The following is a 17773-nucleotide window of genomic DNA, read 5'->3' on the forward strand; positions in this document are numbered from 1 at the left end:
AGAACAATGTTCCCAAAATCACTTTCTCTTACACACTTAGTGCGCCCTTCATCCATAGTTTCTGGTAAAATACCGGCCATTTTTATGTTTCACGGTTACGGCAGCAATGAAGAAGATTTGTTCTCATTTGCTTCTGAATTACCTGGTGAGTTAATGGTCATTTCAGTAAAGGCTCCCTATGATCTTGAACCTTTTGGACATGCGTGGTATGCCATAAATTTTGATGCAGAACAGGGAAAATGGAGTGATGATGAACAAGCCAGGGAATCAAGGGAAAAAATCGTCAATTTTATAGATGAAGCCATCGAAGCCTATCATCTGGACGAAAACAATATTACACTTTTAGGCTTTAGCCAAGGTACCATTTTGAGCTATGCCGTAGCGTTATCCTACCCGGAAAAGATAAAAAACGTAGTTGCCCTAAGCGGGTATATCAACGAGCGGATTCTGGTGGGTGACTACAAAAAGAAGGACCACAGCAAACTCAACTTTTATGTTTCCCACGGACAAGTGGACCAAGTTATTCCTTTGGAGTGGGCAGAAAAGGCACCTGAATTCCTGAAAAATTTGAACATTGACACCACCTATCACGAATTCCCGGTAGGCCATGGCGTTTCCCAGCAAAACTTTTTCTCCTTTAAAAAGTGGCTGCAGGAACGAATTTAAGTTTTTGGCCAATTTGGACGTTGAGCGCAGTGGAAAAAGGATTCAAGATCTAATATTCCTGAGGCGCATACAGTAAATGCTGGGCCAAGGTAAAGTCTACACTTAGGTCGTCCTTTAGCTCATATTTTATAATAAGGTCACCCCAATATTTACCATCGGAAAAGTCAGCCAAAATCCATTTATGGTTCAACACTTTAATTTTGTTGATTTTAAAGTCACTTTCCATCCCTTCGTAAGGAATCAGCGGATTATCCCCTTTTTGCTCATTGGTTTCCAGCAACTTATCCTGAATGTACAGCGAAGGATTTTCCAAATTCAGATGATCATAATAGGCCAAGGCATCATCATTGTTTTCCAAGGTGAAATATTGCATGTCCAGTACCTTTAAATGCATGGTCTGTAGGGAGTCTTCCAATGTTGTCACCTCATTTCTGAGCTGTTCAACATCCGAACTCAAGGCCTTTTGCATATTATTTCCTGTCACATATTGAAACAGCGCCAATAGTGCGGCAAAAACAAATAGATAAAGAAAAATTCTGCTCTTCATGGATTTAAATCTTAATTTGTAGGTTATCGTAGGCCAAATGTATGTTAGCGGGAAGACTTTTTTCCACCTCTTCATGAAACCCTAACAAATGGCTAATATGTGTAAAATAGGTTTTATCGGCCCCGACTTCTTCGGCAAAGGCAATGGCTTCCTCCAGATTAAAATGGGAATGGTGCGGATCTGTACGCAGCGCGTTCACTACCAACACTTTGGCTCCTTTCATTTTTTTCACTTCCTCTGCTTCCACCCTTTTCACATCGGTCATGTAAACAAACTCTCCAAAACGATAGCCAAATACCTTGAGCCTGTTATGGTACGCTTCAATAGGTATCACATTTAAGCCGCCCAAAGGAATGTTTTTATCCTTTTCAACCGGGTATACTTGTACTGCTGGAGCCCCTGGATATCGGTCCTCGTCAGCGAAAATATAATCAAATCGTCGCTTTAGGGAGTCGATTACCCGTTGATGTGCATAAATGGGAATATCTCCCTGCCTAAAGAAAAAGGGGCGAATATCGTCGATGCCTGCCGTATGGTCCGCATGTTCGTGGGTAAAAAGGATACCATCCAACTTGTCTATTGGATTTGTAAGCATCTGTTGCCTAAAATCCGGACCGCAGTCAACCACAAAATTGTAATCGCTCCAAGAAACGAGCACGGAAACCCGCAATCGTTTGTCTTTGGGGTTTGGGCTCAGGCAAACCGGATGTTTGCTTCCAATGATAGGGATTCCCTGCGAAGTTCCTGTACCCAAAAAAGTAACGGTCATCTTGTCGTCCATTAAAATCAAAATTATAACTTATTTATTTAATAGATTGCACGAAGAGTGTAACTTTGCCATATACATAAAATATAGGATATGCCTAGCGTACCAAGCAACGAAAATGCTTTTGAAAACATACCGTCCATAAAGGCAAAAACTCTACGCATCAACTTGAACAGGGACATTTATGGAACTTTTGCCGAGATTGGCGCAGGACAGGAAACAGCCAGACACTTTTTTAGGGCCGGAGGAGCTTCAGGAACCATTGCTAAGGCGATGAGCGCTTACGACAAGTCGTTCAGTGATGCCATTTATGGCATAGAAGAAGATGGAAGATACGTGACCCAATCGCGGTTAAAAAAGATGCTGGACCACGAAATGCGATTGGTCGAAGAGCGTATCAGCAGAGACAGTAATCCCAACTATTTATTCTTTACTTATGCCAATACCGTGGCCACCATCGATTTTTCAAAACGATATAAGGGACATGGATGGGTAGGCCTTCGGTTTCAGTTAGATCCGGACCAAAAAGAATATGACGAAATCGTTTTGCATATCCGTTTTAAACAAAACGAAGCAAGGTTACAGCAAGAAACCCTTGGAATTCTGGGAGTCAACCTAATTTATGGTGCGTTTTTCAAGTTCCACAAGCCCAAAAAGCTTTTAAAATATCTCTACGATCATATCGACCACGACACTCTGGAAATTGATATGATCAATTTTACCGGACCTAACTTTACCGATGTCGATAACCGCTTGATGAGCCTTCAGCTCATTAAAAATGATATGACGGATGCCGTTATGTTTGGTCCAGATGGAAACAACCTATTGCCAGCTGCAGTGCTCTACAAGAAAAATATTTTGGCACTTCGTGGTAGCTTCAGGCCGGTGACCAAGGTGAATATGGATATGTTCCAAAAATCATACGATATATTTATCCGGGAACAGACAGTGGAAATGGAAAATGCCATCGTTGTTTTTGAGATAACCCTGTCCAACCTAAAAGCTTCTGGCGAAATTGATGAGCAGGATTTTATGGACCGAGCAGAGCTACTTTGTTCCCTCGGGCATACGGTGTTGATATCCAAGTTCCAGGAATACTATAAATTGGTGGAATACTTTAATAATTACACCAAGGCGAAGATTGGTTTGACCATGGGCGTGAACAACTTGGTGGATGTATTTGACGAAAAATATTACCGACACTTGAGCGGCGGTATTTTGGAAGCCTTTGGTAAATTGTTCTTCAAGGATTTGAAGGTGTATTTATACCCCATGAAAGATCCCGAAACAGGTCAAATCCTTACCAGCAACAACGTGAAGGTACACCCCCGAATGAAAGAGTTGTACAAGTTCTTCAAATACAATGGTAAAGTGATGGACATTATTGATTATGATCCAGATGTACTTCATATTTTCTCTAGGGATGTCCTCAAAAAAATTATCAATAAAGATGAGGGCTGGGAAAAAGAACTCCCAGAAGGTATTGCGGAAATTATAAAGGAAAAGGACCTGTTCACCCGAAAGGTTTTGGAAGAGAAGGAATAAGATAAAAAAGGCGCTGATTGTAGCGCCTTTTTTTAGCTATTTTTCTGAGTATACGATAAAAGCCTATGCCAAAATCTGTGTCGCGTGGTCCTTGGTCTTTACTTTATCAATCACATTTTCCACAACACCGTTACCATCCACAATAAATGTGGTTCGGTGGATACCATCATACTCCTTGCCCATAAACTTTTTTGGTCCCCAAACACCAAAGGTGTTTATCACAGTGTGGTCTTCATCTGCCAATAAAGGAAATGGGAAATCGTACTTCTCCTTAAAATTGGATTGTTTTTTCTCCGAATCGGCACTCACGCCGAGTAATTCGTAACCCTGAGCTTGCAGTTCCTTGTAATTGTCGCGTAGATTGCAGGCTTCTGCGGTGCAACCAGGGGTATTTGCTTTGGGATAGAAAAACACCACAAGCTTTTTCCCTTTGTAATCGCTTAGATTAATTGTGTTCCCGTCTTGGTCTTTTGCGGAAAAATCAGGTACTTTATCTCCTACTTTTAACATATTCATGTGCGTTGTTATTAAGTTTATTGTTTAATATTTACGCAATCAAAGTTAAACAAATATGACCAAACAAGAAAAGGTTGATTTCACCATCAAAACCTTGGACGAACTCTACCCTACCATCCCAATTCCGTTGGACCACAAGGACCCATATACCTTGTTGATTGCCGTATTATTGTCTGCCCAGAGTACGGATGTAAGGGTAAACCAGATTACCCCACTCTTATTTGAAAAAGCGGACAACCCGTTTGATATGGTAAAACTTTCGGAGGAGGAGATTCGGGAAATCATAAAACCTGTAGGTCTTTCGCCTATGAAATCGAAAGGAATCTACGGCCTTTCCAAAATACTGATCGAAAAATACAATGGCGAAGTTCCTCGCGACATTGCTCTATTGGAAGAACTGCCTGCGGTGGGCCACAAAACCGCAAGTGTTGTAGTTTCCCAAGCTTTTGGCATTCCAGCATTTCCCGTTGACACCCATATTCACCGACTCATGTACCGATGGGGCTTTAGCAATGGCAAAAATGTGGTACAGACCGAACGCGATGCCAAACGCCTCTTTCCTGAAGAAATCTGGAATCGCCTGCATCTCCAAATCATTTGGTATGGTCGGGAATATTCGCCGGCTAGGGGCTGGGACTTGGAAAAGGATGTCATTACCAAAACGATTGGTCGGAAATCGGTGATCAACGACTATTATAAAAACAAAAAGAGCCGCTAATTGCGGCTCTTTTCGTCAGTTTGATCCTTAAATTAATTCAATGTTACTTCAAACTGGTGTTTTTTGTAGTCAACTACATGAATCGATTTCGAAAAGCTAAGTAAGAAATCAACAGTTTTCTGACTCGCTTTTACCGTTTTTACGGATTTTTGTTCTTCAGAGTAAATGTTTTCCATATTCTAGCGTAAGTAATTGTTTCCATTATATAACGACGCTAGAATTGAATTATTGCAGGCTTCGACGTATTGCTCGATTAATTCGTTAAAACGATATTCTTTCTTTCAACGATTTTTCTCAAATTGATAAGCGCGTAGCGCATTCTTCCCAAAGCCGTGTTGATGCTAACGTTGGTGTTTTCGGATATCTCCTTAAAGCTCATATCCTTGTAAATACGCATGATGAGCACTTCTCTTTGATCGTCTGGAAGCTCATCGATCAATAAAGTCAAATCGCTTTCTATTTGATCTTTAATGATTTGCTTCTCAGCATTCAATTTTTCATCGTGGATTACGGAAAAGATGTTGAAATCATCACTCCCCTCGAATTTGGGCATTCGCTTGTTCTTACGGAAGTGATCGATAACCAAATTGTGTGCAATGCGCATCACCCAGGGCAGAAATTTGCCTTCTTCGCTGTATCTCCCTTTTTTCAAGGTTTTGATTACCTTAATAAAAGTGTCCTGGAAGATGTCCTCTGCAACATCCCTGTCCAAAACTTTGCTGTAAATAAAGCTGGTGATTCTTTGGTTGTGCCTGTTGATAAGAATCTCAAGAGCCTTTTCGTCTCCGTCGATGTAATTCTTTACTAAAATCGAGTCTTTAATCTGTAGCTGTTCCATACAAATTACTTTTTTTGGGTTAAAATCACAGCCCTCCCTAAATCAAGGAAGACAGTGGTTATTCAGTTTTAAGCTTTAAAAAAGTAATTATTCTGTATAGGCCTATCAGGATTTTAATTACACTTCAAATATAGATCAATAGATAGGCGATCTAAAAATCTATGTTGTGAGTTGACGATTTTTATATGTTAACTGGTGCAATATACGTATTAAGTGCAGTGTATCGTATCTTTGAAACCCTAATTTTAACAAATGGCAGTCAATATAAACGTCGATCCCAAACAAAATATTATCATAAAAGGTGCCAAACTTCATAACCTAAAAGATATTGATGTGGTTATCCCCCGTAATAAATTGGTGGTAATCACTGGGTTATCCGGTTCGGGAAAGTCAAGTTTAGCGTTTGATACGCTTTATGCCGAAGGACAGCGAAGGTATGTGGAAAGTCTTTCATCCTACGCCCGACAATTTTTGGGAAAGTTGGACAAGCCCAAAGTGGACTATATTAAAGGTATAGCCCCTGCCATTGCCATAGAGCAAAAAGTAAATTCCACCAACCCTAGATCTACGGTGGGTACCACAACAGAGATTTATGATTACCTGAAATTGTTGTATGCCCGCATCGGAAAGACCATCTCCCCCATTTCTGGCAAAGAGGTGAAAAAGCATACGGTAACCGATGTGATTAACTACATAAAAGGGTTGAACGAAAGGGACAAACTGCTTCTACTGGCCCCCATTACCATTTCAGAAGATAGGGAAACCCTCAAGTCCCTTGAACTTTTTTCCAAACAAGGTTATGCCAGAATCAAATACCAGGGAGAGGTCATTCGAATTGACGAAGCACCCAAGGACATTGGCAGAACTTTTCATTTGGTCGTGGACCGTATCATTGTGAAAGATGATGAAGATTTTTACAACCGATTGGCCAATGCGGTGGATAACGCCTTTTTTGAAGGCAAGGGCGAATGTGCCATAGAGAATCTTCAAACGGGAGAAACCAAGACCTTTAGTAACCAGTTTGAGTTGGATGGGATGAAGTTTCTGGAACCAAACGTGCACCTGTTCAGTTTTAACAACCCTTATGGTGCATGTCCCAAATGTGAAGGCTATGGAGATGTTATCGGGATCGACGAAGATTTGGTGATTCCCAATACCGCCTTATCTGTTTACGAAAATGCGGTTTTCCCATGGCGTGGGGAAAGTATGGGCTGGTATCGCGATCAATTGGTTAATGCTGCTTACAAATTCGATTTTCCCATCCACAAGCCTTGGTTTCAACTTTCCGAAGAACAAAAACAATTGGTGTGGGACGGAAACGACCATTTTATTGGTATCCACAAGTTTTTTGAGCAACTGGAGGAAAAAAGCTATAAAATCCAGAACCGGGTTATGCTATCGCGCTACCGCGGAAAAACAAGGTGTTCCGTTTGTAAAGGAAAACGGCTCCGAAGAGAGGCCGACTACGTAAAAGTGGGCGGAAAATCCATTTCGGAACTCATCGAACTGCCCATCAAACAATTAATGCCTTTTTTTGAAGAACTTCAGTTATCGGAACACGACACAGCCGTTGCCAGCAGATTGCTGAAGGAAATCACTACCCGTTTGGATTTTTTGGATAAAGTAGGCTTAAGCTATCTGACCCTCAACCGAAAATCGAATACGTTATCCGGTGGGGAAAGTCAGCGTATCAATTTGGCCACCTCCTTAGGGAGCAGCTTGGTCGGTTCCATGTATATTTTGGACGAACCCAGTATTGGCCTACATCCAAAAGATACCGAAAATTTGATCGGTGTTTTAAAATCACTTCGTGATTTGGGTAATACCGTCATTGTGGTAGAGCACGACGAGGACATTATGCAGGCTGCTGACGAAATTATTGATATTGGCCCCGAAGCTGGGACTTTAGGTGGAAAAGTGGTCGCCACAGGCAATTGGGAAAGTATTCTGATTTCGGATTCATTGACAGCACAGTACTTGAGTGGACAGATGGAAATTCCTGTTCCTGCTGAACGTAGGACGTCAAAACACTACATTCAAATCAAGGGGGCGAGGGAGAACAACCTCAAGAATATCGATGTAACCTTTCCGTTAAATATGTTGACGGTGGTTACGGGTGTATCAGGAAGTGGTAAAAGTACCTTGGTGAAAAAGATAGTTTATCCATCCATATTAAAAGAAATTGGAGGATATGGTGAAAAGGCGGGGCAATTTACGGCCATGGAAGGCAAGTACAGCCATATCAAACATGTGGAGTTTGTAGACCAAAACCCCATCGGGCGTTCATCGCGCTCCAACCCTGTTACCTATATTAAAGCCTATGATGATATCCGTAGTCTCTTTGCTGCACAAAAATTGAGCAAACTTAGGGGATATCAGGCCAAACATTTTTCATTCAACGTAGATGGTGGTCGATGTGAAAAGTGCAAGGGCGAAGGGGAAATCACCGTAGAAATGCAATTTATGGCCGATGTACATTTAGAGTGTGATGCCTGCGGTGGAAAACGTTTCAAAAAAGATATTTTGGAAGTCCAGTTTGAAGGAAAGAATATTGATGACATCCTGAATTTGACCATTGATGAAGCCATTGCGCATTTTTCTACCTATAAGCAAGATAAAATCGTTGCCAAGTTGAAGCCCTTGCAAGATGTTGGTTTGGGCTATGTAGCCTTGGGACAGTCCTCCTCTACCCTTTCTGGTGGCGAGGCACAGCGTATTAAGCTGGCCTCCTTTTTGGTAAAGGGAAACACAAAGGAAAAAGCACTTTTCATCTTTGACGAACCCACAACGGGATTGCACTTTCACGATATCAAAAAACTACTCAAGTCCTTTGACGAGCTCATTTCCAAAGGACATTCCATCATCGTTATCGAACACAATATGGAATTGGTAAAATGCGCGGATTACATTATCGATTTAGGGCCGGAAGGTGGTGCCATGGGCGGCCATTTGGTGGCGGAAGGTACACCTGAGGAAATTGTGGATTGTGAAGAGTCATATACCGCATCTTACCTAAAGGAGAAGCTCTAATCTTATGATTTGGAAATTACCAAACGTCCAAATGGGTTGTAAGGTTTACATCTAATCCGAATTTTCTTATTTAATTTTTAGTTAGGCTGTTAATGGTTATTGATAGTGCCATTTATTTGTCTCAATATTCTTACAATGTGGATGCCGTAATATGCATCCGTCAGATCGGAAGGGGCATTCGTTGATCCAAAAGGGGCATCCGTCAATTGGTGCCCTCAAAAAACCATGGTTTTCATTCTTTTGTGCCGGAAATTGAAATACTTACACCCTTAGTAATCGGACGGGTTCAAAGTTTGAAAATTTCCAACTGCTAAATCAAATCATTTTGTTCTGCATGCTCAAAAGTTCTACCCATGAAAAACCATGATTCAAAAAACCTACTTGTGTCAATAATCAAACGTAACACCATTGTTGCGGCAACCTTAGTGTTTGTGTTCGTTGCAAGCGGCATGACAGTGGCTAGCCGCCATAATGCCAACGAAGATCTTTACGTACCTTCAATTCTACTTATTAAAACAGGTGTTGCTCGCGATGCCACCGGAGCTGATAGTGGTTGCGCCATTATTGAGTATACTTTTACGGTAACCAATACCAGTACCAATGGGGAGATACTCACTGGAGTTCAGCTTACCGACCCTTTATTGGGAGGACTTGTGGCAGGTCCTGCTGAAGGCGATGTTAACGTTATTGGCGAAATGGAACCTGGGGAAATCTGGATCTATCGGGCCAATTACGTCATTCAACAAACGGATATCGTCAATGGGTCTGTTACAAACCAAGCCAACGTGGTTGCTGATGTTTTGGGACAGCCAGGGGTAACGGTATCTGATCTTTCGGATGACGATGGCATAAATGATAGTGATGAAACGGTAACGGACCTTAGCTTCTGCCAAGGCAATATTGGACTTATAAAAACGGGCATAGCCATTGCGGGAATTGACGCTGGTCCAGGTTGTAACTTTATATTATACACGTTTTTGGTCAGCAATGAGGGTGGTCAAGTATTGGAAAATGTGGAACTGATCGATCCACTTATTGGAGTTGACCCTATAGCAGGCCCCATCGCCGGGGATACGAATGGGAATACCTTATTGGATACCGATGAAGTCTGGCAGTACTCCGTCCTATACGACATTACGCCAGAAGATATAAACAATGGCCAGGTGGTAAACCAAGCCGAAGTCACGGCCGATGTACAAGGTTTTGGCACATCGATTTCCGATTTATCGGATAATGACAGCTATGCTGAAGATGAAGCAACCGTAATCGAACTAACTCAGTGTCAGGGCGACATTGCATTAATCAAAACGGGACTGGCCATTGAAGATATTGATGCAGGAGCAGGTTGTAACTACGTGCTCTATTCTTTTACGGTAACCAATGTAGGAGAGCAACCACTTCAAAATGTTGCCATAGCTGACCCTTTATTAAATGGAGATGTTCCAACCTATCTATCGGGCGATAACAACAATAATGATGTTTTGGATACAGATGAAAGCTGGTCCTATTTTGCCATCTACGATATTACGGCATCCGATGTTCTAAATGGTCAAGTTGTTAACCAAGCCGAGGTAACAGCCCACGTGGAAGGCGAACCTCTAAACACCGTATCTGATTTATCTGATGATGATAGCATATTGGAGGACGACCCAACAATCATAAGCCTTGCCGATTGTCAAGCAAATTTTGGTATTGCCCTTATCAAAACTGGTTTTGCGGTAAACGATGTTGATGCTGGTGCAGGATGTAATTTTGTGCTGTACACTTTTTCCGTTACCAATGTTAGTGGTGAAACTCTAGAAAATGTTACCATTACGGATCCCTTATTGGAAGGTATTCCCATAGACTTGGTTGCTGGTGATGATAATGTTAATAACCAAATGGAATCCGATGAAGTCTGGCTATTTACCAGCGCATATCCAATCCAACCATCGGATATTGCCAACGGTTCTGTAATAAATCAAGCCGAAGTTAGTGCAACCGTATTAAACGAACCAGATGTAATCCTTACAGATCTTTCTGATGACGATAGCCTTGTGGAGGACGACCCTACGATAGTCAACTTGACCCAATGCCAAGTACCAAATATAGGACTCATTAAAGAAGGTGTGCTTGTTGACGTCAATGAAGATGGCTGTTTAGAAAGCATTTTATACACCTTTACAGTAACCAATACCGGAAACGCAGACCTTGACGAGATTACCTTGGAAGATCCCTTGTTCGGTGGTAATATTCCTGGGCCAGTAGATGGTTCGGATGTCAATAATGATGGAATACTTTCTGTCAATGAATCTTGGACCTATGAAGCCTTGTACGCCATCACCCAACAGGATATTGACAACGCGGCAGTAGTAAATCAAGCTACCGTAACAGGGTATACTGCAGCAGATGCCATGGTGCAAGACCTTTCGGACGATGACAACCTCTTTGAGGACGAACCTACAAGAACCCCGGTTCCTGACGACGCTTGCACGGACGGTGCAGTGATTGGACTGATCAAGCAGGGTACATTGGTAGATAATAATGGTGACGGTTGCATAGAAAGTATTCTCTACACCTTCACGGTAACCAATACAGGAGGTATCGACCTGGACGAAGTAAGCTTGGAAGATCCCTTGTTCGGAGGTCCGATACCAGGACCATTGGCGGGAACTGATACAAATGATGATGGCATTCTTTCTGTCGGCGAAACTTGGACCTACGAAGCCCTATACGGCATCACCCAAGAAGATATTGACAATGCGGCCGTAATTAATCAAGCTACTGTAATTGCAGAGCCGGTAGGCTTCGATAGCCAAGTTTTTGACCTGTCCGATGACGATACTCTTATAGAAAATGAGCCCACTAGGACACCTGTCCCCGATGATGCCTGTACTGATGGAACAGCAAGCATAGGATTGATCAAAGAAGGAGTTTTGATAGATGCTACTGGTGATGGTTGTATAGATAGTATTCTCTACACCTTTACTGTGACCAATAACGGAGCTTTCGACCTTGACGAAGTCAGTTTGGAAGATCCACTGTTCGGAGGTCCGATACCAGGACCAGTAGATGGTACGGATGAGAACAACGACAATATCCTTTCTGTTGGCGAAACATGGACCTACGAAGCCATATATGCCATTACACAAAATGACATTGATAATGGGGCTGTCGTCAATCAGGCCACAGTAACGGCAGAACGAATCAATTTTGACCTTCAGGTGTTTGATTTGTCCGATGATGACAATTTACTGGAGAACGAGCCTACCAGAACCCCTGTGCCTGAAGATGCCTGTACCGATGCTGTGGCCAGTATCGCCATGATAAAGGAAGGTGTTTTGATTGATATTAATGGTGACGGTTGTTTGGAAAGTATTCTCTACACCTTTACCATTACTAACAACGGAGCATTCGACCTTGACGAAGTAAGCTTGGAAGATCCCTTGTTCGGAGGTTCGATACCAGGACCAGTAGATGGTACAGATGAGAACAACGACAGTATCCTATCCATAGGAGAGACATGGACATACCAAGCAGTGTATGCCATTACTCAGAATGACATTGATAATGGAGCTGTCATCAATCAAGCCACAGTAACGGCAGAACGAATCAATTTTGAACTTGAAGTATCCGACTTTTCAGATGATGATAATTTGTTGGAAGATGACCCTACGAGAACTCCTGTGCCTGAAGATGCCTGTGCCGAAGGAGGTGCAAGTATTGGTTTGATCAAGGAAGGAGTTTTGGCCGATATCAATGAAGATGACTGTGTAGAAAGTATATTGTACACTTTTACCGTTACCAATAATGGTGGTGCAGATGTAGATACTGTGGTATTGGCAGACCCTCTGATCGAAGGTGAAATAAGTGGCCCAGTTAATGATACCGATATCAATAATGATGGTATACTTTCCGTGGGAGAAACGTGGACTTACCAAGCTTTGTACGCTATTACCCAACAGGATATTGACAATGGAGCTGTTCTCAACCAAGCTACAGTAACTGCCGAACCATTGGGCTTTGACTTTGAAGTATTTGATTTTTCCGATGACGATAGCTTTTTGGAAAATGAACCTACAGAAATTACTGTGCCTAACAATGCCTGCACCGATGGTAGTAACGGAGGAGATGGAGGTGATGGTGCTGGTGATGGCCTTAATGGTATTGGTATTATAAAGCAAGCTACATTATTGGATAGTAACAACGATAACTGCGTTGACACCATCGGATTCACCTTCACCGTTTTGAACGGTAGTATTGGAAATATAGAAAATGTGGTGCTCACCGATGCATTATTGGGTGGTGTTATTTCGGGTCCTACAGAAAATAGTGATGAGAATGAAGATGGAATCCTTTCTTCGGGAGAAACTTGGACCTATGAATTCTCCTATAGCCTAACGCAAACTGATGTTGACGCGGGTGTATTTATCAATCAGGCTACCGTAGTCGGTGATCTTGTCGGTTTTGATTTCCAACTTCAGGACCTATCAGACAATGATGCCTATGACGAGGATGAACCAACTGAAATCACCATTCCAAACAATGCCTGTGTGGATGCTGGAGCTATCGGGTTCCAAATCTTCAATGGCATTACACCCAACGGAGATGGCTTTAATGATTTCTTCAGAATCTTAGGTATCGAAAACTATCCCAACAATAATGTGAAGATTTTCAACAGATGGGGTGTAAAGGTGTATGAAACCGACGGTTATGGACAAGGAAATAACCTGTTCTACGGAATTTCTGAGGGAAGGGCCACTTTGCAGCAGGATAGAGAACTCCCAAGTGGAACCTACTTCTATATCCTAACCTTTACCGGCACAGAAAACCCCGGCGAAGAAAGTTATACAGGATATCTCTATATCAATCGCGATTAGGACAAAAACAAAATCACAATAAAGAACCAAGAATAGTAATGAGGATGACGAATCTTAAAATAAATAGGAACCACTGCATAATGGCATTGATGTTTCTCTCCGCTATAATAACCTCCTACGGTCAGCAAGACCCGCAATTTACCCAGTATATGTATAATACACAGGTAATCAATCCGGCCTATGCAGGCTCGAGAGAAGTACTGAGTTTTGGCTTATTGGGCAGGACACAATGGGTAGGATTGGAGGGTTCCCCAGAAACAGGAACTTTTACGGTAAACTCCCCAATCGGCTTGTATGACAATATGGGACTCGGCCTTTCCATAGTTTATGATAAAATCGGTCCAGCCATGGAATCCAATGTAACTGTAGATTACTCCTATTCAATCAATCTGTCATATAATTATAAATTGGCTTTTGGTTTAAAAGCGGGTATGGATGTTTTGGATATCGATTATACAAGGCTTAGATTATCCGAACAGTCTGACCCCTTTTTTCAATCAAATGTGGACAATAGGCTTAGGCCCCAAGTTGGTGCAGGGCTTTACTTAAATTCCGATAGGTTCTATGCAGGGTTGTCAGTCCCTAATTTTTTGAACACCACACACTTTGATGAAAGCTCCCTGCAAAATGCCAATACCAATGATATTGCAATCGAACGATTGCACTACTTTTTCATTACAGGTTATGTATTTGACCTAAATGAAGACTTGAAATTTAAGCCTGCAACATTGGTGAAATCCGTTAGTGGCGCACCATTGCAATGGGACCTTTCCGCCAACTTCTTGATCAATGAAAAGCTTACGTTAGGAGCATCCTATCGTTGGAGTGCTGCCATAAGTGCCCTGGCAGGATTCCAAATAACACCCAACTTCTTTGCGGGTTTAGCCTACGATTATCAGTCCACAGATCTAGAACAATATAGCAACGGTTCCTATGAAGTGTTTCTTCGCTTCGACATTTTCAGAAAATCAGATAGGATAATAACCCCTAGATTCTTTTAAACCAATCAATATGAAGAGAAGAATTAGTATTCAGCTGTTTACCGTAATTTTAATGGTCGGTAACTTGTTTGCCCAAGAAAGCAAGATAAAAAAAGCCAATGAGGAGTTTGATAGTTACGATTACATCGATGCAAGGAAAATATACCTCAGCGTTGTGGAAGACGGCTATTCCTCTGCCCAGGTGTATAAAAAACTCGGGGACACCTATTATTTCAACAGTGAATATGCGGACGCCGCAAATTGGTATGAAAAATTGGTAAAAAGCTATCCCAACGAAATCGAACCGGAATACTATTATCGTGCTGCGCAAAGTTTGAAATCCATCGGACAATTAGAGGAATCCAAATCTCTTATGGAAACATATATCGCCGCATCAGGTTCAACTTATACCAATTGGGACACTTTTCAATACCTGGCAAGTACCCCAAACAACCAATATCAAGTACAAAATATCACCGATGGGATGAATGGGTCAGACTTTGGTCCCTCTTACTATGGCGATAAAATTGTGTTCTCTTCTTCTTCAATCGACACGGAAGGAAGCAAAATACACGATTGGAACGGTCTTCCTTATTTAGATCTTTTCCAAGCAGAAATTGGGGAAGACGGCACCCTAAAAAATATCAAAAAGTTGGAGGGAGATATCAATTCCCCATATCACGAATCTTCCGCAGTGTTCACCAAAGACGGTAAAACCATCTATTTTACAAGAAACAATTACATCAATGGTAAAAAGAAACGTGGCAAACAACGATTGATAGGTCTTAAAATCTATAAAGCAAGTTTGCAGGAAGATGGCACATGGGGCAATGTTATGGAACTTCCATTTAATGAAGACTCCTATTCAACCGCACATCCAGCCCTCAACCCCGAAGAAAACCGCTTATATTTCTCTTCCAATAGAAATGGTAGTTTGGGAGCTTCGGATATTTGGTATGTGGATATTTTGCCCAATGGTAATTACAGCGAACCTGTAAATCTTGGTGACCAAGTAAATACTAAACAGCGCGAATCATTCCCATTTATCAGTAAGAATGGAGATCTATACTTTTCAAGTGATGGACATACTGGGCTTGGAGGACTGGACATTTTTGTGGTTTCCTTAGACGAAAAAGGCTCCTACCCTACTGTAACGAACCTTAAAAAACCAATCAATAGTAATTTGGATGATTTTGGATATGTAATGGATGAAACCGGTAAAATGGGTTACATTTCCTCTAACCGATTTGGTGGACAAGGAAGTAGTTCCGATGATATCCTCGCATTTACTGCGGATTGTAAGGTGACCATTCAAGGGATGGTAACGGACGCTAAGACCGGCGCACCCTTACAAGGCGCCCAAGTGCTATTGCTAGATAACAATAGCGATGTGGTCGCACAAAAAATTGTTGATGTCAACGGACGTTACGACTTTGGCCCCTTGGCGGATTGCAATGATCAATATGCCGTTCGGGCATCATTTACAGAAAAGGAATACGAACCGTCCGAAACAGTGGTGCAAACCAAAAGCGGTACGGACAGTATGGAGGTCAACTTACAGCTTACGCCTCCTGACTGCCCTGTGGACGATTTGGGATGTCGACTATCCTTACAGCCTATCTATTTTGATTTTGATAAGCACAACATCCGACCAGATGCAGAAGTGGAGCTGGCTAAAATCTTGAACGCAATGGAAGAGTATCCACAATTAAATATTCATATTGAATCCCATACCGATTCCAGAGGAAACGATGACTACAATATGCAATTGTCCGAAAGAAGGGCTAAATCTACACTGGAATGGTTGGTGAACAAAGGAATTGATAGAAATAGATTGTCTGCAAAAGGCTATGGTGAGTCGCAATTGATCAACAACTGTTCAAATGGAGTAAATTGCTCCCAAGAGGAACACCAATTAAACCGAAGGTCCATGTTCATAATAAAATAGACGGTAATTTTTTGTAGTCATTATTACTGAAAATCAGCGTTTTACAATTTGTGGCACGCTGATTGTATTACACAAGGTGGATGTAAATAGTTGCATCTAGAACTTAAAACCTTGTAGTATGAAAAAGTTAGTACTCCTTTTAGCAGCGGTTGTTCTTGGAATACCGAGTATCCAAGCCGAAACAATCAACCATGTAGCTACCACAACAAACTTTAGACATGGAAATTCATTCATTTTTGTGGAAGGTGGTGTAACGTTCTCCGTTTACCCCGATGGTGAGTTCGACTTCTACATGGATAATAGAGTAAATGTAGGCGTAGGTGCGCAAATAGGTAATGTTGGGGTTACTTTCAACTCTGGATTCAATTATAACCCATTTGTACAATATGACGACTATGGAGCTGTAATCCAAATAGAGAACATTCCCATATTTTACGATTACTATGGACGTGTCTCCCAAATCGGAAATGTGGACATTTGGTACAACAACGGTAGGGTTCGTAGAATTGGTGGACTGCATGTGTACTATAACGGAGGCGTTTTCAGTCACTATACAGGATTTATCAATATATACAATAGAAGATATGTGTATAGACCCTTCCACAGGTTCTTTGTTAGACCAGCAGTAGGTTTCTGTAACGTATTTGCAAGACCCTATAGAAGATATTACACACCTGTAAGGTATACGTACTACGCTCCTTACCGACACAACACAAGAAGGGCATATGCCAGCTTGGGTAGGGTGTATCGAAACGATAATAGATATAGAAGAGAGCATATCTATCGTAATGACAGAAGAGTATCCGTTAGAGATAATAACGTAAGAAGAGCTGATTATGGCCGAAGCAATGCAAGGGTGTCCAGAAATGATTCCCGCAGAGGAAATAACATGGCAAACCGCTCCAGCAATTCGGTACAAAGACAAAGAGTTGAATCTCGAAATGATAGAAGCAATTCTTATAGAAAGTCAAATAATAATGTAAATAGACCGGGAAGAGCAACGGCTTCCAACAGTAGAGCGAACCGCACCTCGTACGAGAGAAGTTCCAACTCCAGAAAAGTGAGTCCAGCTGCCACGGGAAGAACCATCAAACGTTCCGAACAGAGCAGTTATAGAAAGCCGAAGGCCACATCGAGATCAAACAACAGGTCAGCGGTGAGCAGGGACAACTCTTCGAGAAAGGAAGTTGCCAGAAGTTCAAGGCCAAGTACTAGAAAAAGTACCGTAAGCCGAAAAGAAAGTTCCAGAGCAACCGTGAGCAGAAGCTCCAACGCTCGCAAAAGCAGCGCAAGAACATCAAGCTCCAGAGGTTCTTCCCGAAGAAATAATTAAATAGATTTTTTTAGGTTGGTTAGTTGT

12 protein-coding genes are annotated in these 17773 nt (G+C 41.8%); 8 read left to right on the plus strand and 4 right to left on the minus strand.

The features are described from left to right. Positions 1 to 6 precede the first annotated feature (6 nt). The gene (locus EO130_RS13250; RefSeq protein ID WP_127141978.1) at positions 7 to 666 is read left to right on the plus strand and encodes an alpha/beta hydrolase; all 660 of its coding nucleotides are present in this window, start codon (positions 7 to 9) and stop codon (positions 664 to 666) included. A gap of 49 nt (positions 667 to 715) precedes the next feature. On the opposite strand, the gene EO130_RS13255 is transcribed toward EO130_RS13250, so the two are convergent. Then, complete coding sequence (locus EO130_RS13255; protein WP_127141979.1) at positions 716 to 1213, minus strand: hydrolase; 498 nt, start codon at positions 1211 to 1213, stop codon at positions 716 to 718. Between the two features lie 4 nt (positions 1214 to 1217). Next, the gene (locus EO130_RS13260; protein WP_127142099.1) at positions 1218 to 1982 is read right to left on the minus strand and encodes an MBL fold metallo-hydrolase; all 765 of its coding nucleotides are present in this window, start codon (positions 1980 to 1982) and stop codon (positions 1218 to 1220) included. Positions 1983 to 2072: 90 nt separating this feature from the next. Between EO130_RS13260 and EO130_RS13265 the strand changes: the two genes are divergently transcribed. Beyond that, positions 2073 to 3524 carry a TonB-dependent receptor gene (locus tag EO130_RS13265; protein ID WP_127141980.1) on the plus strand — a complete coding sequence of 484 codons (1452 nt, stop codon included), beginning with the start codon at positions 2073 to 2075 and terminating at the stop codon, positions 3522 to 3524. Positions 3525 to 3587: 63 nt separating this feature from the next. Here the strand turns inward: EO130_RS13265 and bcp are convergent, their stop codons facing one another. Continuing rightward, the gene (bcp, locus tag EO130_RS13270; protein WP_127141981.1) at positions 3588 to 4040 is read right to left on the minus strand and encodes a thioredoxin-dependent thiol peroxidase; all 453 of its coding nucleotides are present in this window, start codon (positions 4038 to 4040) and stop codon (positions 3588 to 3590) included. 55 nt (positions 4041 to 4095) lie between these two features. On the opposite strand from bcp, the gene EO130_RS13275 reads away from it, so the two are divergent. Continuing rightward, complete coding sequence (locus EO130_RS13275; RefSeq protein ID WP_127141982.1) at positions 4096 to 4758, plus strand: endonuclease III domain-containing protein; 663 nt, start codon at positions 4096 to 4098, stop codon at positions 4756 to 4758. Between the two features lie 253 nt (positions 4759 to 5011). On the opposite strand, the gene EO130_RS13280 is transcribed toward EO130_RS13275, so the two are convergent. Next, positions 5012 to 5596, minus strand: coding sequence for an RNA polymerase sigma factor (locus tag EO130_RS13280; RefSeq protein ID WP_014034330.1), 585 nt, complete (start codon positions 5594 to 5596; stop codon positions 5012 to 5014). 252 nt (positions 5597 to 5848) lie between these two features. Here EO130_RS13280 and uvrA point away from each other — a divergent pair, with 252 nt between their 5' ends. The 5 genes from uvrA to EO130_RS13305 all read left to right on the plus strand — a co-directional run bounded on the left by uvrA (position 5849) and on the right by EO130_RS13305 (position 17746). Continuing rightward, entirely contained in the window at positions 5849 to 8626 is a 2778-nt protein-coding gene (gene uvrA / locus EO130_RS13285; RefSeq protein ID WP_127141983.1) for an excinuclease ABC subunit UvrA, read from the plus strand. Positions 8627 to 9009: 383 nt separating this feature from the next. Further along, on the plus strand, positions 9010 to 13485 hold the full coding sequence (locus EO130_RS13290) for a gliding motility-associated C-terminal domain-containing protein (protein WP_164732938.1): 4476 nt from the start codon (positions 9010 to 9012) through the stop codon (positions 13483 to 13485). 80 nt (positions 13486 to 13565) lie between these two features. Then, positions 13566 to 14486 (plus strand): PorP/SprF family type IX secretion system membrane protein, encoded by a 921-nt coding sequence (locus EO130_RS13295; protein WP_241244357.1) that lies wholly within the window; start codon positions 13566 to 13568, stop codon positions 14484 to 14486. Between the two features lie 10 nt (positions 14487 to 14496). After that, a complete protein-coding gene (locus EO130_RS13300; RefSeq protein ID WP_127141986.1) occupies positions 14497 to 16413 on the plus strand; it encodes an OmpA family protein in 1917 nt (638 codons plus the stop codon). A gap of 118 nt (positions 16414 to 16531) precedes the next feature. Continuing rightward, positions 16532 to 17746 (plus strand): hypothetical protein, encoded by a 1215-nt coding sequence (locus EO130_RS13305; RefSeq protein ID WP_127141987.1) that lies wholly within the window; start codon positions 16532 to 16534, stop codon positions 17744 to 17746. The last annotated feature ends 27 nt before the right edge of the window (positions 17747 to 17773 follow it).

The sequence above is a fragment of the Flagellimonas marinaquae genome (genome assembly GCF_003992675.1).
GTDB lineage: Bacteria > Bacteroidota > Bacteroidia > Flavobacteriales > Flavobacteriaceae > Flagellimonas > Flagellimonas marinaquae.

Excerpts from the sequence above, each read along its gene's own strand:
- EO130_RS13260 (WP_127142099.1), bottom strand. The coding sequence starts at position 1,982 with ATGACCGTTACTTTTTTGGGTACAGGAACTTCGCAGGGAATCCCTATC.
- EO130_RS13295 (WP_241244357.1), top strand. The coding sequence starts at position 13,566 with ATGGCATTGATGTTTCTCTCCGCTATAATAACCTCCTACGGTCAGCAA.
- EO130_RS13250 (WP_127141978.1), top strand. The coding sequence starts at position 7 with ATGTTCCCAAAATCACTTTCTCTTACACACTTAGTGCGCCCTTCATCC.
- EO130_RS13265 (WP_127141980.1), top strand. The coding sequence starts at position 2,073 with ATGCCTAGCGTACCAAGCAACGAAAATGCTTTTGAAAACATACCGTCC.
- uvrA (WP_127141983.1), top strand. The coding sequence starts at position 5,849 with ATGGCAGTCAATATAAACGTCGATCCCAAACAAAATATTATCATAAAA.
- EO130_RS13280 (WP_014034330.1), bottom strand. The coding sequence starts at position 5,596 with ATGGAACAGCTACAGATTAAAGACTCGATTTTAGTAAAGAATTACATC.
- bcp (WP_127141981.1), bottom strand. The coding sequence starts at position 4,040 with ATGAATATGTTAAAAGTAGGAGATAAAGTACCTGATTTTTCCGCAAAA.
- EO130_RS13275 (WP_127141982.1), top strand. The coding sequence starts at position 4,096 with ATGACCAAACAAGAAAAGGTTGATTTCACCATCAAAACCTTGGACGAA.
- EO130_RS13300 (WP_127141986.1), top strand. The coding sequence starts at position 14,497 with ATGAAGAGAAGAATTAGTATTCAGCTGTTTACCGTAATTTTAATGGTC.
- EO130_RS13255 (WP_127141979.1), bottom strand. The coding sequence starts at position 1,213 with ATGAAGAGCAGAATTTTTCTTTATCTATTTGTTTTTGCCGCACTATTG.
- EO130_RS13305 (WP_127141987.1), top strand. The coding sequence starts at position 16,532 with ATGAAAAAGTTAGTACTCCTTTTAGCAGCGGTTGTTCTTGGAATACCG.